Raw genomic sequence first — 17,314 nt, forward strand, 5'->3', positions numbered from 1 at the left:
TCATGGGTAATCAGGAAACCTTTTGAGTAGGATGAGCTAGACAACTTATCTAAAATATTTCGTAATATCCAACCTTGGACTGCTTTAAGTTCTCTTGATGGTTGTGCAATTAGACGAGAAGAACCATTTTTTTTGGGGATCTTATATGTTTTATATAAGAACTTGGCAGAGCTTGAAATGTGTTTTACTTTCCCTGTAGATAACCGAGAAAACCTAGCGAAATCATCAATAGATTTCATTGCTGGTAAACCGAAGTTTCTTAATCTGTAGATGTTTTGATTAGTCATTATGGCGTAACACCCTTACGTCTTAAGTATCAAGTTTAACTGTGCAGTTCAAGAAACGGACGTTTCTTGCTCTGCACAGTTAAATGCAGCAATAACTCAGATTGTATGCAGGACAGCGAATCACTATCCAATGAACAAACCTTAGAGGAAAGTTCATTCGCTAAGGGTGCCCGCCACCAAGCATCCTATCACGACTAACTTTAGTTTTTCTACGATTTTCTGCATTCAATAACTCAATTCTGATCTTATCTAGATATAAATTGTCGAAAGTACGCCTTACGTATTCAGCACCTTGCTCTGTAACTATATACCCTTGGTCATTCTTTGATATATAACGTTTGTGAGATAACCGGGTTAGCGCAGATCTTGCCGCAATTTCGCATAGCAGACGTTTATGTCCTGTGGCATGCTCCATTAGTCGATATAGCATGAGAGCATTAATTTTATCAACTAAGTATATGCATGGTAGAATGAAGTTCTCTGCTTCAAGAATATTTGCAACATCCTTTTTTACAGGATTTGAACTCTTAATTGAAGAGATGTAACTGTTAACTTTTTTATATATTTTCAATGATTCGATAGGATCTGACAACTGATCGTAGTTAATGTGGATTATTTTCCCACTACCAGATGCTTTTATTAATCTATACGGCCCATAATTTATAAAGCTTTTATCTCTTTGATATTTTTTATTTGAAAGCACTACGATTTTTTTTTGCTAGTTTTTCATTGTTTGAAAAAGCACCAATCTCAGCAAATGAGCCTGGGCTTTCTGGGAAAATAACAATGCAGTCTACGTTGTCTGCTAGTATATTTTCGAGCTCAAGTAAGCTAAACCTTCCCTGACCAGCAAGCAAATCATCAAAAATATCTTCTGGGTATAAAATTTCGTATCTGTTGTAGTTTGAAAATATATCAGCCATTCTAGATCTAGCGGTTGATTTATTTTTAATGTCTGCACCACAGAGAAAAACAGTTACTTTTTTCTGGTTTACAGGTACGAAAATATGTTTTTTAACGACTTGGGATATAATACTCAACTCATCATCAGATAAGGAAGAATTAATCTTAGATGGTTTTATTTTCCCGGCCATTAACATCCCTTATCATTGCTTTACAATGAAATATCTAACATGTTGAGCTATCTGGCTAAAAATATAACGTCTGTTGCATCGTTAGCTGGGTTAAGAGCCTTAGGCTGAATCTATACAATGTTAAGCTCAACGTTTATCAAAAAAAGTATTTTTAATTAATTTCTACCAACCTATGACATTAACTTTAATATGCCCTGTCTCCCACCATTGGATTACAGCCTCCAGCCTATTGTGATAACCCAGCTGAGCTGGGGTTGATGCAACCGACATGCAAATATCTCTGCGATAGTGGTTGCCAAGTGAGGCATATTAGTCGAGTGAGAGCGCGAGTGAAACTGCTGTCGAGCAAAAACCTGCCAGAGATCAATAAATTACTTATTAAGTGGCTGCTATCTGTCCGCTTGGTACGGCGACAGCAGGCAGAGCTCCGTCTCTTGCCAGTTACTACAGCCACTCAATATTCCAGAAACTTCTCGCCGCAGCGTTCGCAAATAAGATGTTTTACATGGGTGGCCTGATAGGCGAGGGTCTGACCGAAGACCGCATTGGTCAGGCTGCTGGAGCGAAAGGCTTGCCAGAAGGCTTTGCGCGGATCCTTGGGCATGATGTCCTGAGTGTGATCGCGGGCGACCAGCACCACGATATGGCGGGTACGCTCGCCGCATTTGTCACAGCGGTGGATTTCAGTCGGCGGATTCTGGTCGTGCGGGTTGCTCATAAAGGGGCTCGTTAAGAGAGGCTGGCACCCATCATATTCCTCTCCACTTGGCTCTCAACTTCTCCTTGCCAGCGCAGTGAGGAGGCTCACGTTTGCGCCGTGCCTGCGCTCGACGGCAGATCAAGGACTCGATGCTCTGAATGGTGCGTCGGGGGAGGTGGAGTAAGGATTGGTACTTCTTGCTGGATGAGCGGTTGACTCATCCCGCCGGTACCCTTGATGAAGGAGCCCGGTGCAGTTGCTGCGGGCTCAGAAGGGGATGAAAAAGGGGGGTGTTGCACATGCCTTGACGCTGGAGAGAGTGGCAGCATGCCGTGACTCAGCGATAGCGGCCGCGAACCGAGCTGCTGGCGCGGCCGGCCATCTTGATCAGGCTCTGGCGGGTGTGCAGGTGGCAGAGCGCGACGCCAAGGGCATCTGCCGCATCCGCCTGCGGGGTGGCGGAGAGTTTCAGCAGATGGGTCACCATATGCTGCACTTGCTCCTTGGCGGCGCCGCCGGTGCCCACCACTGCCTGCTTGATCTGGGTGGCGGAGTATTCGTTCACCGGCAGATAGGCGTTGACCGCGGCGACGATGGCGCTGCCCCGGGCCTGCCCCAGTTTCAGGGCCGAGTCGGCATTGCGGGCCATAAAGACCCGCTCGATGGCAAACTCGGTCGGTTTGAACTGGGTGATGATCTCGCACACGCCGTCATAGACCTGCTTGAGGCGCTCCGGCAGCTCGCCACAATCGGTGCGGATGCAGCCAGAGCCCAAGTATTCGGCCTTGCCGCCCACGACCCGGATAACCCCGTATCCGGTGATCCGCGAACCCGGATCGATGCCCAAAATAATGCTCATGGGTGTTGATTGCTCTAAACGCGAGTGATGGTCGCCAAGATAGCAAACTGCGGCCAGTTTGGCTGCACACTGTATGTACGAACAGTAAAAAGAGGGCTTTAATATGACAAAAACGGCCCCGAAGGGCCGTTGCGTCATAACAGAGTGCGGTCAGGATCAGGCTGCGTGATCGACCTTGTGTGGCTGGGAGAAGCCTTCCAGCTCGCCCGGGGCGAAGTTGTCTACCTGAATGGCTTCGTAGCGCAGGGCATCGGCGGCCAGCAGTTTGTCCGCTTCGTCCTTGCTCAGGATGGCACCGGCAAGCGCAGCGGCAACCAGCTCCGGCAGGGCCAGTTTGCGGGGCAGTTTGCCCTCTTTCTGGGCCTGCGCCAGCTTCTTCTCGTAGGGCTGAACGGCGACCATGGCCTGGAAGGCGCGCTCCATCAGACCGACCGGATCCGCCTCGTCCTTGCCGACGTAGCAGAGGGCAGTCAGACGGTCGCGGAACTCGCCCGGCTTCATCATGGCCAGACAGATGGCGTGGCAGCGATCGTCAGCAGGCATCTGGTAACTCACGCCGAACGGGAACACCACCCGCTTGAGCACGGCACCCACCACCTTGTTCGGGAAGTTCTGGCAGAAGCCCTCGAACGCCTTGCCAATCAGGTAGAGGTTGCGCTCCACCGCGTACTGCACGAACGGCAGGTCGGAGACCATACGGCCCTGATCCTCGTAGTGCTTGAGGGTGGCGGAGGCCAGATAGAGGTGGCTCAGCACGTCACCCAGGCGGGCGGAGATCATCTCCTTGCGCTTGAGATCGCCACCCAGCATCAGCATGGAGACGTCGGCACACAGCGCCAGCCCTTTACTCATGCGGGAGAGCTGTTTGTAGTAGCGAGCGGTTTCACCGGCCACCGGCGCACTGTTGAGCTGGCCCAGGGTCAGTCCCTGGAACAGGGAGCCGAAGAAGTTGCCCGCCCCGAATGCGACGTGTTTGACCAGCAGGGCGTCGAACTTCTCGAGACCGCGCTCCACGTCGGTATCAGCCGCCGCTTCCAGCTCGGCAAACACGTACGGGTGGCAGCGGGTGGCCCCTTGCCCGAAGATCATCAGGTTGCGGGTCAGAATGTTGGCCCCTTCCACCGTGATGGCGACCGGAATGCCCATGTAGGCGTAGCCGGTGTAGTTTTTCGGACCGAGCTGGATGGCGCGACCGGCGTGGATGTCCATGGAGTCATCCATGATTTGGCGCGCCATTTCGGTCATGTGGTACTTGGAAATCGCGGTGACGATGGCCGGAGCTTGACCCAAGTCCAGCGCGCCTGCCGTCATGCGACGGGCCCCTTCCAGCTGATAGGTGAGGCCGCCGATACGGGCTAGCGCCTCTTGCACCCCTTCAAACTTGCCGATGGACATGCCGAACTGCTTGCGCACGTAGGAGTAGGCGCCCACGGTGCGGCTCGCCATGTGACCACAGGCAGTGCCCAGGGCTGGCAGCGAGATGCCGCGACCGGCGGAGAGGCATTCGACCAGCATGCGCCAGCCGCGGCCGGCGTAATCCGGGCCGCCGATGATCCAGTCGAGCGGAATGAACACATCCTTGCCGAAGGTCGGGCCGTTCAGGAACGCCAGCCCCATGGGGTAGTGGCGATCGCCGACGCGCACGCCCGGGTGGCTGGTGGGGATGAGGGCACAGGTGATGCCCAGCTCCTCCTTGTCACCCAGCAGTTTTTCCGGGTCATAGAGTTTGAACGCCAGCCCCAGCACGGTGGCGCGCGGCGCCAGGGTGATGTAGCGCTTGTTCCAGTTGAGGCGAATACCCAGTACCTCTTCACCCTTGTGCATCCCTTTGCAGACAATCCCCTTGTCAGGAATGGCGCCCGCATCGGAACCCGCTTCCGGCCCGGTCAGGGCGAAGCAGGGCACCTCTTTGCCGTTGGCCAGCCCTGGCAGCCAGAAATCTTTCTGGGCCTGGGTGCCGTAGTGCATCAACAGCTCGCCCGGGCCGAGGGAGTTGGGCACCATGACGGTGACCGCCACGCTCAGGCTCTTGGTGGCGATGCGGGTGACGATGGTGGAGTTGGCAATGGCCGAGAATTCGCGGCCGCCGTAGGATTTCGGGATGATCAGGGAGAAGAAACCTTCCTTCTTCAGATAGTCCCACACCGGTTCCGGCAGGTCTTTGGTTTCGTTGACGATCTTGAAGTCATCAACCATGGCGAGCAGGGTTTCGACCTGATTGTCGATGAAGGCCTGCTCCTCTGCAGTCAGCTCGGCCTTGCCGTAGCCGTGCAGTTTTTTCCAGTCGGGATTGCCGCGAAACAACTCACCATCCCACCAGACGGAGCCGGCTTCCATGGCCTCCCGCTCGGTAGCTGACAAGGGCGGCAGTATCTTCTTGAAGATGCCGAACACCGGACGGGTTACCACCTTTTTACGGATGGAGGGTACGCCGAGCACAACGGCTATCGCCAGCACCAGCAGGACAAGCAATGTGATCATACCGAAGTTCCTTCTATTTCACTGTTTCCGTTGATTTATTGTTGGTTGTTACACGGCCAGGGGCTGCCTGGTCGACTCCACGGGCGCCCCGACTCCGGACGCCAGATAGGGAATAACGTTGCGCACCAGCCCTTCCACATCGAGCTGCTGGCCAAAGTCGGCCAGAGCGATGTCCCGTAGCGCATCGGCAGAGGCCATGGTGAACACGACGGTGCCCAGGGTGAAGTGCAGGCGCCAGAAGAGATCCGCCGGCGACAACTCAGGGTTGGCCTTGGAGATCGCCTGGGTGATCCGCTGCAAAATAGGGCCGTAGTGAGTGGTGATAAAGCGGCGCAGGTGGCCCTGGCTGTCGATATAGCCGCGTCCCAGCAACTGCATAAAGATGGCCGGGCCGTTGGCCCGCACTGCCGAGAGTTTCATCAACGGCTCGACGAAGCTTTCAAACAGTTGCAGCAGGGTGAGCTGATCCTGCTCCATCAGTACCCGCAGGCGGGCATCGAGATCCGGCATAAACAGGCTCAGATAGCGGTCGAGCACAGCCTGGATCAGCTCCTTCTTGGAGCCGAAGTGATAGTTTACCGACGCCAGATTGACATCGGCCTCACTGGTGATCAGACGCAAAGAGGTATCGGCGAATCCCCGCTCGGCAAACAGCACTTCAGCGGCGTCGAGAATACGGTTTTTGGTATCGATTTTACTCACTGGACACCTCACTTAAACGAATGTTTAAAAAGTACGTTTCATAACGTGAGGTGTCAAGAGAATGTGAATGGATGTTAGCGGAATGTTTTTCGATGAAAAAAGCAAAGTGGGCGGAACTTAGTCAAAAAGCAGGACTCTATATCTATGCCACTGCAATTAAACATTAAGTCTCGCCCAACCTGCACCATGCTAGTTGGGCCTTTTTTTGCGCGTTTGTTTTTGTTACAGGTTTATGGTTTGCAGGCAAAAAAAACCGCCGCAGGGCGCGACGGTGGGGAAAGTGAGTTTGCATCATCCTGACAGCAAACGGTCGATGCGAGTTCAGGCATGTATCGACGGGGACAGTATGCCAGCCAGAGCCCATCAGACTATGTCAGCTTCGCGGTATTTCGTGACAAAGTGTGGCAAGCACTGGCGTGGCCCAAGCTGCCGCTCTTTGCTATGCTGCCCTTTCAAAATATGAGGGGAGAGCAGATGAAGTACCCGGTCGATACCCACACCCACACCATTGCCAGCACCCATGCCTACAGCACCATCCACGACTATCTGCCGATAGCCAGGGCCAAGGGGATCAAGCTGTTTGCCACCACGGATCACGGCCCCGAGATGGCCGATGCCCCTCATGTCTGGCACTTTGCCAACTTGCCGATATTGCCAAGAGTGGTGGACGGGGTGGGGATCCTGCGGGGTATCGAGGCCAACATCAAAAACCTCGACGGGGAGATCGATTTCCCCGAGCGTTACGAGTCGCGCCTCGACATGATCATGGCGGGCTTTCATGAACAGGTCTTCCCTCCCTGCGACCAGGCCACCCACACCCAGGCGATGATCAACGCCATCAAGAGCGGCCGGGTTGACATGATCAGCCACCCGGGCAACCCCGCATTCCCCATCGACATCCAGGCGGTGGTCAAGGCGGCGGCCGACTATCGGGTGGCGCTGGAGATTAACAACTCCTCCTTCATTCACTCGCGCCCGGGGAGCGAAGGCAACTGCTGTGCCATCGTTGAAGCCGCGCGAGATCTGGGGGCCTATCTCACCTTCGGCTCTGATTCCCACGTGGCATTTACTCTTGGCGATTTTGACCACTGCCACCGTCTGGTGACCGAAGCGGGCTTCCCGCAAGAGCGGATTCTGGTGCGCTCCCCCCGCGCTTTGCTCGAATTTCTCGAAAGCCGCGGTCGGGCCCATATCCCCGAGTTTGCCGATCTCTAAGACTGCTAACACCATGAGCCAACTCATAAAATCGAGTTGGCTTGATTGACTTGCCGGTCATTTTTCATGAATGTTGATAGCAACAAGCCGGTATAGCTCAGTTGGTAGAGCAGCGCATTCGTAATGCGAAGGTCGTAGGTTCGACTCCTATTACCGGCACCAAACAAAACAAAGACTTAGCATTGTGATGATACTAAGTCTTTGTGCTTTTTAGCTCTATACCCCTCCCCATACCCCGCTTTTGTTCTTCATTACCCTCCTGTCCTTCACTTTCTGATCCGGCTACGTCCAAAATACACTTCCCCTTGTTTCAAGTACTGAATACGTCTCATTACATTATTTTACAGATATATGTTATTTCCATGAACCTACCCAAGGGACTGCACAGAGCAGTCCCTTTTTCATTGGAGATCTCCCATGGCTCACCTTATCGATACGATGGCCTACACCGGCCAAACCCCTTGGCATGGCCTTGGCAATGTCTTGCCCCCGCAACAATCTCTCGATATCTGGCTGCAGGCAGCCGGGATGAATTGGACCATCGAGCAGAGCGACGTGATGTTTAACGTCGCCTCCGATGCGTTGCATATTCGCCCCTACAGCGACAGCAAGGTGCTTTATCGCTCCGATACCCTCGCCCCCCTGTCGGTGGTCTCAAGCCGCTACAACGTGGTACAGCCTCACGAGGTGCTGCACTTCTATCAAGACTTGGTGGAAGCCGGTGGCTTTGAGCTGGAAACAGCAGGCTCGCTCAAAGGTGGTCGCAAGCTGTGGGCACTGGCTAAGACCGGCCAGGATCTAAAACTCAAAGGCAATGACTTGGTAAAGTCCTATCTGCTGTTGGCGACCAGCTGCGACGGCACACTCTGCACCACGGCGCAGTTCACCTCGCTGCGGGTGGTATGCAACAACACCCTGCAGATGGCACTGCGCGGTGCTACCGGTGCCATCAAGGTGCCCCACTCCACTCAGTTCGATGCGGCGACCGTCAAAGAGTCGCTCGGGCTGGGGCTCTCTCATTGGGATGAGTTCAAGGCACAGACTAAGGAATTGGCACAACGGCCAGTCGCCCCCGAAGAGGCGCTACGCTTTTTCAGCGACCTGTTGGCGCAACCGCTCGATGAGGAGAGCATCATCCTCACCAAGCCGGTACAACGCCTGCATGAGCTCTATCAGGGCGCGGGTATGGGCTCAGAGCTTGCCAGCTCCCGCAATACCGCCTGGGGACTGGTCAATGCGGTCACAGAATACGTGGACCATCATCGCCGTGCTCGCAGCCAAGATCACCGGCTCGATTCCGCCTGGTTTGGTCAGGGCGCTCAACTCAAATCCCAAGCCCTGAGCCAAGCACTCACTCTGCTGCAGTAATTCCGCTTACTCATTCAAACCGCATAACGACCTCACCCGGATTGGCGCAAGCCAATCCGGGCGTCGCCATTTATGCCGTCAACAAGGAGTCGTCATGAAAGCAAAAGCCAAATATGGCCAAGCCCTGCGGCTGGCCTCCACTACCCAATTAACCCGCGAGCAGTGGCTCGCTATCCGCAAACTCGGCATTGGTTCCTCCGATGCCGCCGTGGCAGTGGGACTCTCCCCTTACAAATGCCCGCTCAGCCTGTGGTTAGAGAAGACCGGTCGCAAGGAGCCGGAAGATATCTCCCACAAGGAAGCGGTGCTGTGGGGCATTGAGCTGGAGCCGGTCTTGGCGCAGGTCTATGCCAAACGCACTGGCTACAAGGTGCGCCGGGTCAATGCTGTGCTGCAACACCCCGAGCATCCCTTCATGCTCGCCAACCTCGATCGGGAGGTAGTCGGCCACCCCGATGGGCCTGGCATTCTGGAGATCAAAACTGCCAGCTATCACAGCGCTCCCCAGTGGGAGGAAGGAGTGCCGGTGGCTTACCAGTGTCAGGTACTGCATCAGCTGGCTGTTACCGGCCATGCCTGGGCTGAGGTGGCAGTGCTCATCGGCGGCCAGGATTTTCGGATTTACCGCATCGAGCGCGATGAGGAGAAGATCCAGGATCTCACCGAGCGGGAAGCGCAGTTCTGGCAGATGGTGCAACAAGACCAGCAGCCCGAGCCTGACGGCTCCAGTGATGCCGCCAATGCGCTGAGCTGGCTGTTTCCGCGTGACGATGGCCAGACGGTGGATCTCTCCGATTCTCCCGAGTTCAACAGGCTGTTTGGGGAGCTGCTGCGATTGCGTCAGCAAAAGGAAGCCGTCGAGCTGCAAGAGTCGCAGCTCAAGCAGCGGTTGCAAGCCACCTTGGGTGAAGCGACAGCCGGGCTGTTTGCCGATGGCAAGATCACCTGGAAGCGCAGTAAAGACCGGCTAGCACCGGATCTGGATAAGCTCGGTCAGGATCATCCTGACCTGCTCACCCGTTACGTCAAACCGGTACCCGGCGTGCGCCGTTTCACCATTCAACCCTTGAGGCAAACACCATGATCAAAGGACTGGCGATCACCCCGCCCGTGATCGGGCGGATCTGCATCGGCAAGCTGGTGCAAAAACAGGATAAGTGGGTACCGGAGAAGGATGACAGCTTCACCCTCACCACCCAGATACAGCAAAAGGGAGGATGGTTGCTCCATCCCCTGCATCAACACTACTCATCGCAAAAGAGTGGCCAAGGTCAGGAACAAACCAAGATCCGCGCCATTCCGGTGCGAGTGCTGTTCAACGACAGCGACCTGAACCTGCGGGCGGAATACAGCGCGTTTGACCGGCAAACCGGCAGGCCGCTCTGTGTCGGGAATGGGGAGGTGGCGAGACGTGTGGGGGCGCAAGGCATGGAGGAAGTCAGCTGCCCTGGACCAGAGCGCTGCGCCTTTGCAGGGCAACAGGGCTGCAAGCTGTACGGACGACTGAACCTGTTTGTGGAGGGGCAAGGGGATGAGCTGGGTAGCTTTATCTTCCGCACCACCGGCTACAACTCGGTGCGCACTCTGGCGGCTCGACTGAAGTACCTGGAGGCTGTGAGCGGGGGCCATACCCGCTATCTGCCGCTCACCCTGCGGTTGCGGGCCAAGAGCACCACCCAGTCCTACCGCACACCGGTCTACTACGTGGATTTGACGCTACGGGAAGAGACCAACCTGACTGAGGCAGTCAGGTTGGCACAGGAGGCGGCCCAGCGTGACCAAGAAGCAGGCTTGGCAATCGAGCAGATGGAGCAGGCTGCTCGCGAGTTGCTGCGTAACGGCCAGTTTGAAGATATCGATGAGGAGGTGCCGATGCTGTTGGAGGAGTTCTATCCCGAAACCAACAGCGACGAGACGGCGAATGGTAACACTGGTGTGGAGGCGACTACTTCGCATGCCGCACCGCAAAGCCAAGCAACCAGAACACCGCAGAGGCCACAACCAAGAAGGAGTCCGCTCACCAACAAATTGGGGAAAGGGAGCCCATCCCCTCCCCCAGTAACTGGCGGGTGATCAGCGGGGACGAGCCAACCGATCTACCAACCGCTCCACTGTTTCCAGCAACAGGGTTCGGTCGGCATCATCAAGCCGGGCCAGTTGCTGGCTCAGCACAATACCCTGCTCGGTCGGGCGGTTACTGGCCTCGCGCAGGAAATCCGCCAGCTCACAACCAAACAGCTGAGCCAACTCCGCCAGCCGCACAACGGTCGGCACCACAATCCCCCGCTCCATCCGGGAAACGGCTTCCATCCCGATATTGAGGTGTTCAGCCACCTGCTCCTGGGTAAACCCTGCTTGGTTACGCTGACGCCCAATCGCCTTACCCACGCTCTTGGCTAACTGCTCAAAGTTGATATCTGTCATAAGTCCTCCAACCAACCCTTATGGTTGGGGGTGGACTCGTTGACATGAAGAACCGCAAAAGGCGAAGATCAACCCAACGGGTTGATCTTGGGCGTTTTTTGCCTGCCTGACCTGTATAGGGTTATCCCTTTCTCAACGATTTACTACCAACAGGAGTTCTCATGAAACAACTCGTTCTGTTGCTTACCCTGGCACTCACCGCACCGAGCGCCATGGCCAGCAGCCCCAATGACATCTGGTCCTATCAAGACACTGATGGCACCACCTTGGCTCAAGCGTGCAATAACAAAAGTACCTGTGAGCCGCTCTACAAAAACAGCCACTACATTGCCTTGGTCAACAACCGCTCCCAAACAGGCTGTGCCATCGGTGACCTGCTGGTTGCCGAACACGCTAGCCGCAGCTTTAAAAAGCTCGATACCGGCACCTGCAGCACCTCGGCCAGTATCGAGGTCAATACCTACAATCGGCTGAACAACATCGATGTCATGGTCGGTGACCGGCTCATCAAGCGTTATCCACTGGATACCTGGATGTACCTGGAAGAACGTAAGGAGGGTAAGGTTGCATCCTGGAAAAAGGCAGAAGAGAACGCAAAAAAACAACCTGTGTCGATTGAAGAGCCTGTAGGACATGCCGAATGGCAAATGAGTAACCAAGGCACCCAATACGACCTATTCCAAGGCGTGAATCTGTTAACGCTTAAGTGCTCTCGTAAATTTGAAACCTCAGATGGGCGCTCCACCTCAAGCCTGGTACACACCAATGGCAAAGGTAGCCAATTTGTCGATGCCATTGAGGTCGATGGCAAGCGTCTCTCCGCGAAGGTAACCAATCAGGCGCAATGGACTGACCTTGTCAGCACCCTCTTGGCCGCATCCAAAGTCACAGCTTATAAAGACGAGACTGCCGTCGCGATATGGAAGATGAAGCCAGTTCAGCTTCAAACACCGTGTGAATATTACCGGGGATAATCAACCAAATGATAACTATCAAGAACACGCTATTGACTACCGTTGTTGCCGCACTGTTCTGTGCAACCGTCAGCCATGCAGAAGATCAGCGATCTCTAGCTATCCAGCACACTGACACCGTCTACGCCAACCAGGGCATCTGCGCCTACCACTTCTCCCTCGATAGCGGTGGGGCCGATGAGTTTGGTCGGCTGTACATCACGCTGCAATTCAATGACAAGAAGGGCAAAGCGCTGGCCGAATCAACTCTGGAGGTTGAATCGTTCGGCGGGAGCTCAGCCACTCGCTATGGCGGTGGCTTTACGGAGGTTGACTGCGGACAGGTAGAGCAGGCCAAGTCCATCGCCATCATTCAGGCGACCGAGGTGCTCGCTCACAACGAAGTCACCCGACTGCCAGTTTCGACCTTCACCCCTGAGTTTCATCAACCACTGAAGATCACCGTGGGCAACAAGTAGCCCGCTCAGCAAAAACAAAGCCAAAGGGCGTCACCATCACGGTGACGCCCTTTTTCATTTCCAACTCTTGATGAGGAACATCACCCCATGACACGACATTTCATTATCGGCGATCACTTGGTAACACCACTGCCTGAAGGCCATCATCATGGCCTCTTTGTTGGCCATGACCAGGTCATTCACTGTCTACCATTCACTTCTGGAGAGCACTCAGGCCAGTTGATGCTGACCTCGCTGACTGAATTCAGTCAGCACTGCACCATTGAGGTCAAGCCCCATGCCCAACGCCTGTTCAGTCGAGAAGAAAGCCTGACGCGGGCCTACGCACGGCTCAGCGAAGGAGCACAAGGTCAACCATTTACCAATAGCGAGCAGTTTGTTACCTGGTGCATCGAAGGGCTTGTACGCCCCCCCAGGTTGCTGCAGACCGCTGTAGCAACGGTGGTGGCTGCCGAAGTCGCTCGTCACACGTTAGGTAAGGCGGCCACCAGTGCAACGGCAGGACTTGCTGCCAGCACACTAGCCACAACAGCTGGCGGTAGTGGCGCAACTGCAACGGTAGTATCGGTGACCGGTATTGCCACAGTCCCATTGTTAGCACCCCTTGCCGTGGGTGCCGTCGCAGCCTATGGCGTCAGCAAGCTGTGGGATTGGTTAAACGACTGACCCATCACTTCAAAGCAAAACGCAGGGATGCTCTCCTGCTTGAACTCAATGAGGAAGACTCGATGACAATCCTCTTTCATGCGGGCGGCTTTGCCCTGCCCGTTACCCAGGCTCTGCTCGCGTTACTCAATCAGGAGGTCGCCCATATCGGCCTCAACCTCGAGTGCCTGACCCAACTCACCTTCAACTTTCGCAGCCCCACCTACAGCCCCGATCAGGGAGGGGCTCACCCGGTCGAGATCCGCTTGATACGCGGCCTTGATGGCTGGCTGTTCGATTACGTCACCGACTTCAGCTATCAGGGACTGGGCCAGGATGCCGAGCTCTGCAAGGAGCTCGATTTCAACTTCCTGGATGACGAACACTATCTGCAAGGATGGGGGCCTATCCAGCGCTCAGAGGCCCATGAGTTATTCACTCTGTGGCAGACCAACTTTGTTGCCTACTGCCGGATGGCGTACTTCACCGTCACGGTCAGTGGGGAGTAGGAGGTGTGTGATGACTAACGAACTGCCGCTCTCCCATTACTCACGTCAGTGGCTGGGACTGGTCGCCGCCAAGGCCAAACTACAGCCAACTCGCCAAGGCGAGCGCTGGTTGTTGCACCTGACACCGGATAGCCCACATGCCCGCACCGTCACGCTGCATCTGCGCTGGTCTGGGGTGCAGTGGCAACTGATCTCCCTCACCAATGCCGAGGACTGGCGCACCATGAGCCAGCCCGTGGATGAAATCTGCGTGGACCCCAAGCATCGGTGTTTCTGGCGCTGCCAAGCAGGCCCCGTCCCGCTCTCAGAGCAGCCCCGTGTACTGGGGCGCTTTTTGAGCGACTTGCAGCGTACCTGCATTCATCTCGGCTATCGCGTGGAGAGTGATCCCTTACCCCCAGAGGAGACACACGATGCCCAACCAACCGATCGCCGTTGAGCTTGAAGCGATTAATCGAGATGGCGAGACGCAGGTGGTGCGCGACAGTGGCCTGACAGTTCAAGGCTACAGCGTCTACCTACGGGCGGTAGAGACCAGCGGGCTGGCACTGGCTACCTGGGTAGCTGACTACGACACTATCGGCCCTGCTTACGAACTGGCAGAGCGATTAAGTCTGACACTGGCCATCCCGCTAGACGTGTTGGTGCCCGAACCGCTGATACCGGTACAGAGTGGTCCCGCAGCCACGACAGGAGCCATCACGATGACCAACTGAACTACTCTCACAGTGAACCAACAACCTCTCTGCATTTAGCCCCGGTATGCCTCGCGCAACCGGGGTCTTTCTTTTTCAGGAGACCACCATGCGTTATCACAAACTCAAAGCCGGAGAATGCCCCGGCACTTATGTCGTCACCGAGCCGGTGACCGAGCAAGACCTGCTGCGTATCGCCAATCAGATTGCTCGCAAGCGTCTGGCCAAAGGCTCCGCCATCACCAGTACCACAGAGGCCGCTGAGCGGCTGCAGACCCTGCTGCAGGGCCGGGAGCATGAAGTGTTTGGGGCACTGTTCCTCGACTCCCAGCATCGCGTACTGGCTTTTGAGGAGCTGTTTCGTGGCACCTTGGACAGTGCCAGCATCTACCCACGGGAAGTGGTCAAGCGGGCCTTGCTGCTTAACAGCGGGGCCATTATCGCGGTCCACAATCACCCCAGTGGTAACCCGGAACCCAGCTACTCTGACCGGGTCTTTACCCAAGCCCTCAAAGAGGCCTTGGCGCTGGTGGATGTCCGGTTGCTTGACCATCTGGTGGTCGGTGCTGAGGGCGTGGTATCCCTGAAAGAGAGAGGTCAGCTATGAACTTGGTCCCAGGCAAAACACACCTCACCGCCCTCGATATCCTCCTCGAATTGCGCTTTTGGCTGGCAGACAACGTCGAGATGCAGGCAGATCCCGCCATCGTGGCCCACCTGCCTAACGGCTACCAGCTCACCCAGGCTGACTGCATCGAGGTCATTGATGTGCTGCTACATCAGCTGCGCGATTAGCCAATCCGGATCATCAGGTCCAACACCATCACCCACAAGGCCACCTCACTGCAGGTGGCCTTTTGCATTTCAAGGAGCTAGCCCATGTCTGCCTTCATGATCGATCGCCAGGACTACCTGACCTTTGCCGTGCAGTTACACCGCTTTTGCAATGGCCCGTTGCCACCGCACTACACCCTGGAGCTACTGCGCGCCCTCTGGTGGCTGCCGCCAGCAGACACGACCAGTACCTGGACGTGGCGGGTAGATCGGTTAGTGCGACTGATGATGCTCGCCAACCGGCGTGCAGTCTGGCATCGCTATCAGCTGGGGCGTCATCAACCACTTCAGCACCGCTCTACCAAGCTGAATCCGCTTAAACCTGCCCACCGTTACCACCAGGCTCCACTCACCGATAGCGAGCTGGTGGCCCTCTACAAGTTCACCTGCTGCGCCCTGTACCAATCGAGCGAATGGACCGGGAGCCCTGAGCAGGCACCTCGGCTTGTGAAGGTACTACAGCAGTTGCAACAGGCTCTCGCACAAGACGTGCTGACCCGGCTGTCACAGTGGGAGCAAGCACCCTGGGGAGAGATGTGATGGATCTCTACATCACCCTGACAGTGGCAAGCTCGCCACCGAGTTCAATGGCCCACCTAGCCCAACGTGTCGCCGATGACATGGCACACCTGCATCACCGTCTAGGGGATGGGGTGAGCGATGAACTGGGCATCAGTATCAGCTATCTGGTCGAACAGTTTGCGCTGCTGGCAGCTGCTTACCGTTCACCGGAGGAAAAGGAGAAACACCCATGATCGAATTCAACGACAGCTTTAGCCAAGCCTCCGTAGCGGAGGCCATGTGTGCTCACTCAGGGCTTGCCAAGCTCATCAGTCAGCAGTTGATGCTGCCGGGCTTTGCCTATGCCCACGATGTGGAGGGGCGACGTATTGGTGGCCCGCTGGTGGCCCCCAACCCTGTGTTGCACAAGACCACGCTCTTTGTCAGTCCACGGGATATGCGTGAGCACCTGCCACGAGAGATTAACTTCGCCCGCTTTCGCTGCGCCTGTAATGCAGCGGGTCAGCCGGTCGGTGAGTGGCAACGGGTGATTGTCGGGGCCTACGTCAACCACGGCAGTAACGACACGCCGGATTGGAGTAGTCATACCTGAGCCACGGCCACCAGTACAAACAAGACCCCATACAGCCCCTCACTCCGAGGGGCTGTCTGCATTTGAAGGAAGCCCAACCATGCACGACCTGCGTGATTACAAGACCCTGACCGCTCGGCAGATCACCACTGCCATCGGTCAGCTCAACCACAACACCGCGCCGAAGATAATGACCCACCTGGGATTGCGGGCCAGGCAGCCGCAACCACTCGGTAATGGCCGTAGTAGAGCCAAAGCCCTCAAGCTGCTGCGCCGGGTCAAAAAGGCCCACAAGGCGGGGCGTATCCCGTTTGAACTTACAGTGACCGGCTGCCGCATCGACCGGGGTAGCCATCAGGCTGACCGCTACTACTACGACCGGACGCTACTGGCTCAAGGTTGGCAGCAATACGATACCGAGGAAGACGCCTGGTACTTTGGCATCTGGATTCACACCGAGAAGCTGGAGACCTTTACCTACGCCGAGGGCGACACCCACCATGTGATTGCGCCAAACGTCGAGGCGTTTCGCGCTGAATTGGCGCGACTCTACCGGCACCACCCGCAAGCCCCAGCGTTTATCAGCATTGACCCGCAAGCAGGCGTTGTGACCCGCCACTTTGAACGCAAGCCGGAGGTGTGAGATGGCTAAGAACATCACCATCAAGGTGCCCGGCAAACATCCGCAAACTGGCGAGCTCACCACCTTTGAGCTCAAGGGGCAGCGCATCGAAATCAACATCGGCGGGCAGGCCGTGCCCTTCCTCATTCACGGGAGGGGCATCGGCACCTCGCTCACCCACATCCCTAGCGGCTATCGCATCGCGCTGCTCGGTGGCTGGCTCACTGCGCGTTACGCAATACCTGAGAATAAGCCCAGCAGAATGGCCTGCGCCCAGATGGCCATAGACCGGCTGGTAGCCCAGTACGGCTCGCGGCACCTGCTGGACCGACTCAACTGCAAGCCGGTTATCAA

The 17,314-nt window shown here is 55.9% G+C and carries 26 protein-coding genes and 1 tRNA gene; 19 read left to right on the top strand and 8 right to left on the bottom strand.

Annotated features, from left to right (window positions below; translation table 11 throughout):
• From BN1125_RS19385 to psrA, 7 genes are all read right to left on the bottom strand, one after another.
• A partial coding sequence (locus BN1125_RS19385) for a hypothetical protein (RefSeq protein WP_425283646.1) occupies nucleotides 1–287 on the bottom strand: 287 nt, incomplete at its 3' end.
• Between the two features lie 160 nt (nucleotides 288–447).
• On the bottom strand, nucleotides 448–990 hold the full coding sequence (locus BN1125_RS19390) for a hypothetical protein (protein ID WP_208854241.1): 543 nt from the start codon (nucleotides 988–990) through the stop codon (nucleotides 448–450).
• Nucleotides 977–1,387, bottom strand: coding sequence for a retron St85 family effector protein (locus tag BN1125_RS19395; RefSeq protein WP_208854242.1), 411 nt, complete (start codon nucleotides 1,385–1,387; stop codon nucleotides 977–979). The genes BN1125_RS19390 and BN1125_RS19395 overlap by 14 nt, the downstream gene beginning before the upstream one ends.
• A 448-nt stretch (nucleotides 1,388–1,835) precedes the next feature.
• The gene (locus tag BN1125_RS13650; RefSeq protein ID WP_042012898.1) at nucleotides 1,836–2,099 is read right to left on the bottom strand and encodes a hypothetical protein; all 264 of its coding nucleotides are present in this window, start codon (nucleotides 2,097–2,099) and stop codon (nucleotides 1,836–1,838) included.
• A gap of 319 nt (nucleotides 2,100–2,418) precedes the next feature.
• Nucleotides 2,419–2,940 carry a crossover junction endodeoxyribonuclease RuvC gene (gene ruvC, locus BN1125_RS13655; protein ID WP_042012899.1) on the bottom strand — a complete coding sequence of 174 codons (522 nt, stop codon included), beginning with the start codon at nucleotides 2,938–2,940 and terminating at the stop codon, nucleotides 2,419–2,421.
• Between the two features lie 156 nt (nucleotides 2,941–3,096).
• Complete coding sequence (locus BN1125_RS13660; protein WP_042012902.1) at nucleotides 3,097–5,421, bottom strand: acyl-CoA dehydrogenase; 2,325 nt, start codon at nucleotides 5,419–5,421, stop codon at nucleotides 3,097–3,099.
• A gap of 48 nt (nucleotides 5,422–5,469) precedes the next feature.
• Nucleotides 5,470–6,123: a TetR family transcriptional repressor PsrA gene (gene psrA / locus BN1125_RS13665; RefSeq protein ID WP_042012904.1), complete on the bottom strand. Its 654-nt coding sequence runs from the start codon at nucleotides 6,121–6,123 to the stop codon at nucleotides 5,470–5,472.
• A 144-nt stretch (nucleotides 6,124–6,267) separates the two neighbouring features.
• Here psrA and BN1125_RS19125 point away from each other — a divergent pair, with 144 nt between their 5' ends.
• The 6 genes from BN1125_RS19125 (at nucleotide 6,268) to BN1125_RS13690 (ending at nucleotide 10,779) form a co-directional block, all read left to right on the top strand.
• Nucleotides 6,268–6,423, top strand: a complete 156-nt coding sequence (locus tag BN1125_RS19125; protein ID WP_156993356.1) for a hypothetical protein — start codon at nucleotides 6,268–6,270, stop codon at nucleotides 6,421–6,423.
• 174 nt (nucleotides 6,424–6,597) lie between these two features.
• Nucleotides 6,598–7,338, top strand: coding sequence for a phosphatase (locus BN1125_RS13670; protein ID WP_042012923.1), 741 nt, complete (start codon nucleotides 6,598–6,600; stop codon nucleotides 7,336–7,338).
• A gap of 86 nt (nucleotides 7,339–7,424) precedes the next feature.
• Nucleotides 7,425–7,500, top strand: a tRNA-Thr gene (locus tag BN1125_RS13675).
• A 255-nt stretch (nucleotides 7,501–7,755) separates the two neighbouring features.
• A complete protein-coding gene (locus BN1125_RS13680) occupies nucleotides 7,756–8,706 on the top strand; it encodes a DUF932 domain-containing protein (RefSeq protein WP_042012906.1) in 951 nt (316 codons plus the stop codon).
• Nucleotides 8,707–8,800: 94 nt separating this feature from the next.
• On the top strand, nucleotides 8,801–9,790 hold the full coding sequence (locus BN1125_RS13685; RefSeq protein WP_042012907.1) for a YqaJ viral recombinase family nuclease: 990 nt from the start codon (nucleotides 8,801–8,803) through the stop codon (nucleotides 9,788–9,790).
• Entirely contained in the window at nucleotides 9,787–10,779 is a 993-nt protein-coding gene (locus tag BN1125_RS13690; protein WP_042012908.1) for a recombination directionality factor, read from the top strand. Before BN1125_RS13685 ends, BN1125_RS13690 begins: the two co-directional genes overlap by 4 nt.
• On the opposite strand, the gene BN1125_RS13695 is transcribed toward BN1125_RS13690, so the two are convergent.
• Entirely contained in the window at nucleotides 10,780–11,130 is a 351-nt protein-coding gene (locus BN1125_RS13695; RefSeq protein ID WP_042012909.1) for a helix-turn-helix domain-containing protein, read from the bottom strand. It lies immediately after the preceding gene.
• A gap of 161 nt (nucleotides 11,131–11,291) precedes the next feature.
• Here BN1125_RS13695 and BN1125_RS13700 point away from each other — a divergent pair, with 161 nt between their 5' ends.
• From BN1125_RS13700 to BN1125_RS13760, 13 genes are all read left to right on the top strand, one after another.
• Nucleotides 11,292–12,104, top strand: coding sequence for a hypothetical protein (locus BN1125_RS13700; RefSeq protein ID WP_042012910.1), 813 nt, complete (start codon nucleotides 11,292–11,294; stop codon nucleotides 12,102–12,104).
• 8 nt (nucleotides 12,105–12,112) lie between these two features.
• Nucleotides 12,113–12,562, top strand: a complete 450-nt coding sequence (locus tag BN1125_RS13705; RefSeq protein ID WP_042012911.1) for an IrmA family protein — start codon at nucleotides 12,113–12,115, stop codon at nucleotides 12,560–12,562.
• Between the two features lie 87 nt (nucleotides 12,563–12,649).
• Nucleotides 12,650–13,228 (top strand): lecithin retinol acyltransferase family protein, encoded by a 579-nt coding sequence (locus BN1125_RS13710; RefSeq protein ID WP_042012912.1) that lies wholly within the window; start codon nucleotides 12,650–12,652, stop codon nucleotides 13,226–13,228.
• A gap of 62 nt (nucleotides 13,229–13,290) precedes the next feature.
• On the top strand, nucleotides 13,291–13,716 hold the full coding sequence (locus BN1125_RS13715) for a DUF2787 domain-containing protein (RefSeq protein ID WP_042012913.1): 426 nt from the start codon (nucleotides 13,291–13,293) through the stop codon (nucleotides 13,714–13,716).
• Nucleotides 13,717–13,726: 10 nt separating this feature from the next.
• Entirely contained in the window at nucleotides 13,727–14,155 is a 429-nt protein-coding gene (locus BN1125_RS13720; protein WP_042012914.1) for a hypothetical protein, read from the top strand.
• Nucleotides 14,130–14,432, top strand: coding sequence for a hypothetical protein (locus tag BN1125_RS13725; protein ID WP_042012915.1), 303 nt, complete (start codon nucleotides 14,130–14,132; stop codon nucleotides 14,430–14,432). Before BN1125_RS13720 ends, BN1125_RS13725 begins: the two co-directional genes overlap by 26 nt.
• Nucleotides 14,433–14,520: 88 nt before the next feature.
• On the top strand, nucleotides 14,521–15,018 hold the full coding sequence (gene radC, locus BN1125_RS13730; RefSeq protein ID WP_042012916.1) for a RadC family protein: 498 nt from the start codon (nucleotides 14,521–14,523) through the stop codon (nucleotides 15,016–15,018).
• Nucleotides 15,015–15,206 carry a hypothetical protein gene (locus BN1125_RS13735; protein WP_042012917.1) on the top strand — a complete coding sequence of 64 codons (192 nt, stop codon included), beginning with the start codon at nucleotides 15,015–15,017 and terminating at the stop codon, nucleotides 15,204–15,206. Before radC ends, BN1125_RS13735 begins: the two co-directional genes overlap by 4 nt.
• 84 nt (nucleotides 15,207–15,290) lie before the next feature.
• Nucleotides 15,291–15,785 (top strand): hypothetical protein, encoded by a 495-nt coding sequence (locus tag BN1125_RS13740; protein WP_042012918.1) that lies wholly within the window; start codon nucleotides 15,291–15,293, stop codon nucleotides 15,783–15,785.
• Nucleotides 15,785–16,000 (top strand): hypothetical protein, encoded by a 216-nt coding sequence (locus tag BN1125_RS13745; RefSeq protein WP_029303599.1) that lies wholly within the window; start codon nucleotides 15,785–15,787, stop codon nucleotides 15,998–16,000. Before BN1125_RS13740 ends, BN1125_RS13745 begins: the two co-directional genes overlap by 1 nt.
• Entirely contained in the window at nucleotides 15,997–16,359 is a 363-nt protein-coding gene (locus BN1125_RS13750) for a hypothetical protein (protein ID WP_042012919.1), read from the top strand. Before BN1125_RS13745 ends, BN1125_RS13750 begins: the two co-directional genes overlap by 4 nt.
• A gap of 79 nt (nucleotides 16,360–16,438) precedes the next feature.
• Nucleotides 16,439–16,981: a hypothetical protein gene (locus BN1125_RS13755; RefSeq protein ID WP_042012920.1), complete on the top strand. Its 543-nt coding sequence runs from the start codon at nucleotides 16,439–16,441 to the stop codon at nucleotides 16,979–16,981.
• 1 nt (nucleotide 16,982) lies between these two features.
• On the top strand, nucleotides 16,983–17,314 hold a 332-nt coding region (locus BN1125_RS13760), incomplete at its 3' end, for a hypothetical protein (protein ID WP_042012921.1).

Origin of the sequence: Aeromonas fluvialis, from assembly GCF_000819885.1 — a bacterium.
Taxonomy (GTDB): Bacteria; Pseudomonadota; Gammaproteobacteria; order Enterobacterales; family Aeromonadaceae; genus Aeromonas; species Aeromonas fluvialis.

What these genes read in the sequence shown, in the direction of transcription:
- BN1125_RS19395 (WP_208854242.1), bottom strand. Translation starts at nt 1,387, where the DNA reads ATGTTAATGGCCGGGAAAATAAAACCATCTAAGATTAATTCTTCCTTA.
- BN1125_RS13650 (WP_042012898.1), bottom strand. Translation starts at nt 2,099, where the DNA reads ATGAGCAACCCGCACGACCAGAATCCGCCGACTGAAATCCACCGCTGT.
- ruvC (WP_042012899.1), bottom strand. Translation starts at nt 2,940, where the DNA reads ATGAGCATTATTTTGGGCATCGATCCGGGTTCGCGGATCACCGGATAC.
- BN1125_RS13660 (WP_042012902.1), bottom strand. Translation starts at nt 5,421, where the DNA reads ATGATCACATTGCTTGTCCTGCTGGTGCTGGCGATAGCCGTTGTGCTC.
- BN1125_RS19125 (WP_156993356.1), top strand. Translation starts at nt 6,268, where the DNA reads ATGCCACTGCAATTAAACATTAAGTCTCGCCCAACCTGCACCATGCTA.
- BN1125_RS13670 (WP_042012923.1), top strand. Translation starts at nt 6,598, where the DNA reads ATGAAGTACCCGGTCGATACCCACACCCACACCATTGCCAGCACCCAT.
- BN1125_RS13680 (WP_042012906.1), top strand. Translation starts at nt 7,756, where the DNA reads ATGGCTCACCTTATCGATACGATGGCCTACACCGGCCAAACCCCTTGG.
- BN1125_RS13685 (WP_042012907.1), top strand. Translation starts at nt 8,801, where the DNA reads ATGAAAGCAAAAGCCAAATATGGCCAAGCCCTGCGGCTGGCCTCCACT.
- BN1125_RS13690 (WP_042012908.1), top strand. Translation starts at nt 9,787, where the DNA reads ATGATCAAAGGACTGGCGATCACCCCGCCCGTGATCGGGCGGATCTGC.
- BN1125_RS13695 (WP_042012909.1), bottom strand. Translation starts at nt 11,130, where the DNA reads ATGACAGATATCAACTTTGAGCAGTTAGCCAAGAGCGTGGGTAAGGCG.
- BN1125_RS13700 (WP_042012910.1), top strand. Translation starts at nt 11,292, where the DNA reads ATGAAACAACTCGTTCTGTTGCTTACCCTGGCACTCACCGCACCGAGC.
- BN1125_RS13705 (WP_042012911.1), top strand. Translation starts at nt 12,113, where the DNA reads ATGATAACTATCAAGAACACGCTATTGACTACCGTTGTTGCCGCACTG.
- BN1125_RS13710 (WP_042012912.1), top strand. Translation starts at nt 12,650, where the DNA reads ATGACACGACATTTCATTATCGGCGATCACTTGGTAACACCACTGCCT.
- BN1125_RS13715 (WP_042012913.1), top strand. Translation starts at nt 13,291, where the DNA reads ATGACAATCCTCTTTCATGCGGGCGGCTTTGCCCTGCCCGTTACCCAG.
- BN1125_RS13720 (WP_042012914.1), top strand. Translation starts at nt 13,727, where the DNA reads ATGACTAACGAACTGCCGCTCTCCCATTACTCACGTCAGTGGCTGGGA.
- BN1125_RS13725 (WP_042012915.1), top strand. Translation starts at nt 14,130, where the DNA reads ATGCCCAACCAACCGATCGCCGTTGAGCTTGAAGCGATTAATCGAGAT.
- radC (WP_042012916.1), top strand. Translation starts at nt 14,521, where the DNA reads ATGCGTTATCACAAACTCAAAGCCGGAGAATGCCCCGGCACTTATGTC.
- BN1125_RS13735 (WP_042012917.1), top strand. Translation starts at nt 15,015, where the DNA reads ATGAACTTGGTCCCAGGCAAAACACACCTCACCGCCCTCGATATCCTC.
- BN1125_RS13740 (WP_042012918.1), top strand. Translation starts at nt 15,291, where the DNA reads ATGTCTGCCTTCATGATCGATCGCCAGGACTACCTGACCTTTGCCGTG.
- BN1125_RS13745 (WP_029303599.1), top strand. Translation starts at nt 15,785, where the DNA reads ATGGATCTCTACATCACCCTGACAGTGGCAAGCTCGCCACCGAGTTCA.
- BN1125_RS13750 (WP_042012919.1), top strand. Translation starts at nt 15,997, where the DNA reads ATGATCGAATTCAACGACAGCTTTAGCCAAGCCTCCGTAGCGGAGGCC.
- BN1125_RS13755 (WP_042012920.1), top strand. Translation starts at nt 16,439, where the DNA reads ATGCACGACCTGCGTGATTACAAGACCCTGACCGCTCGGCAGATCACC.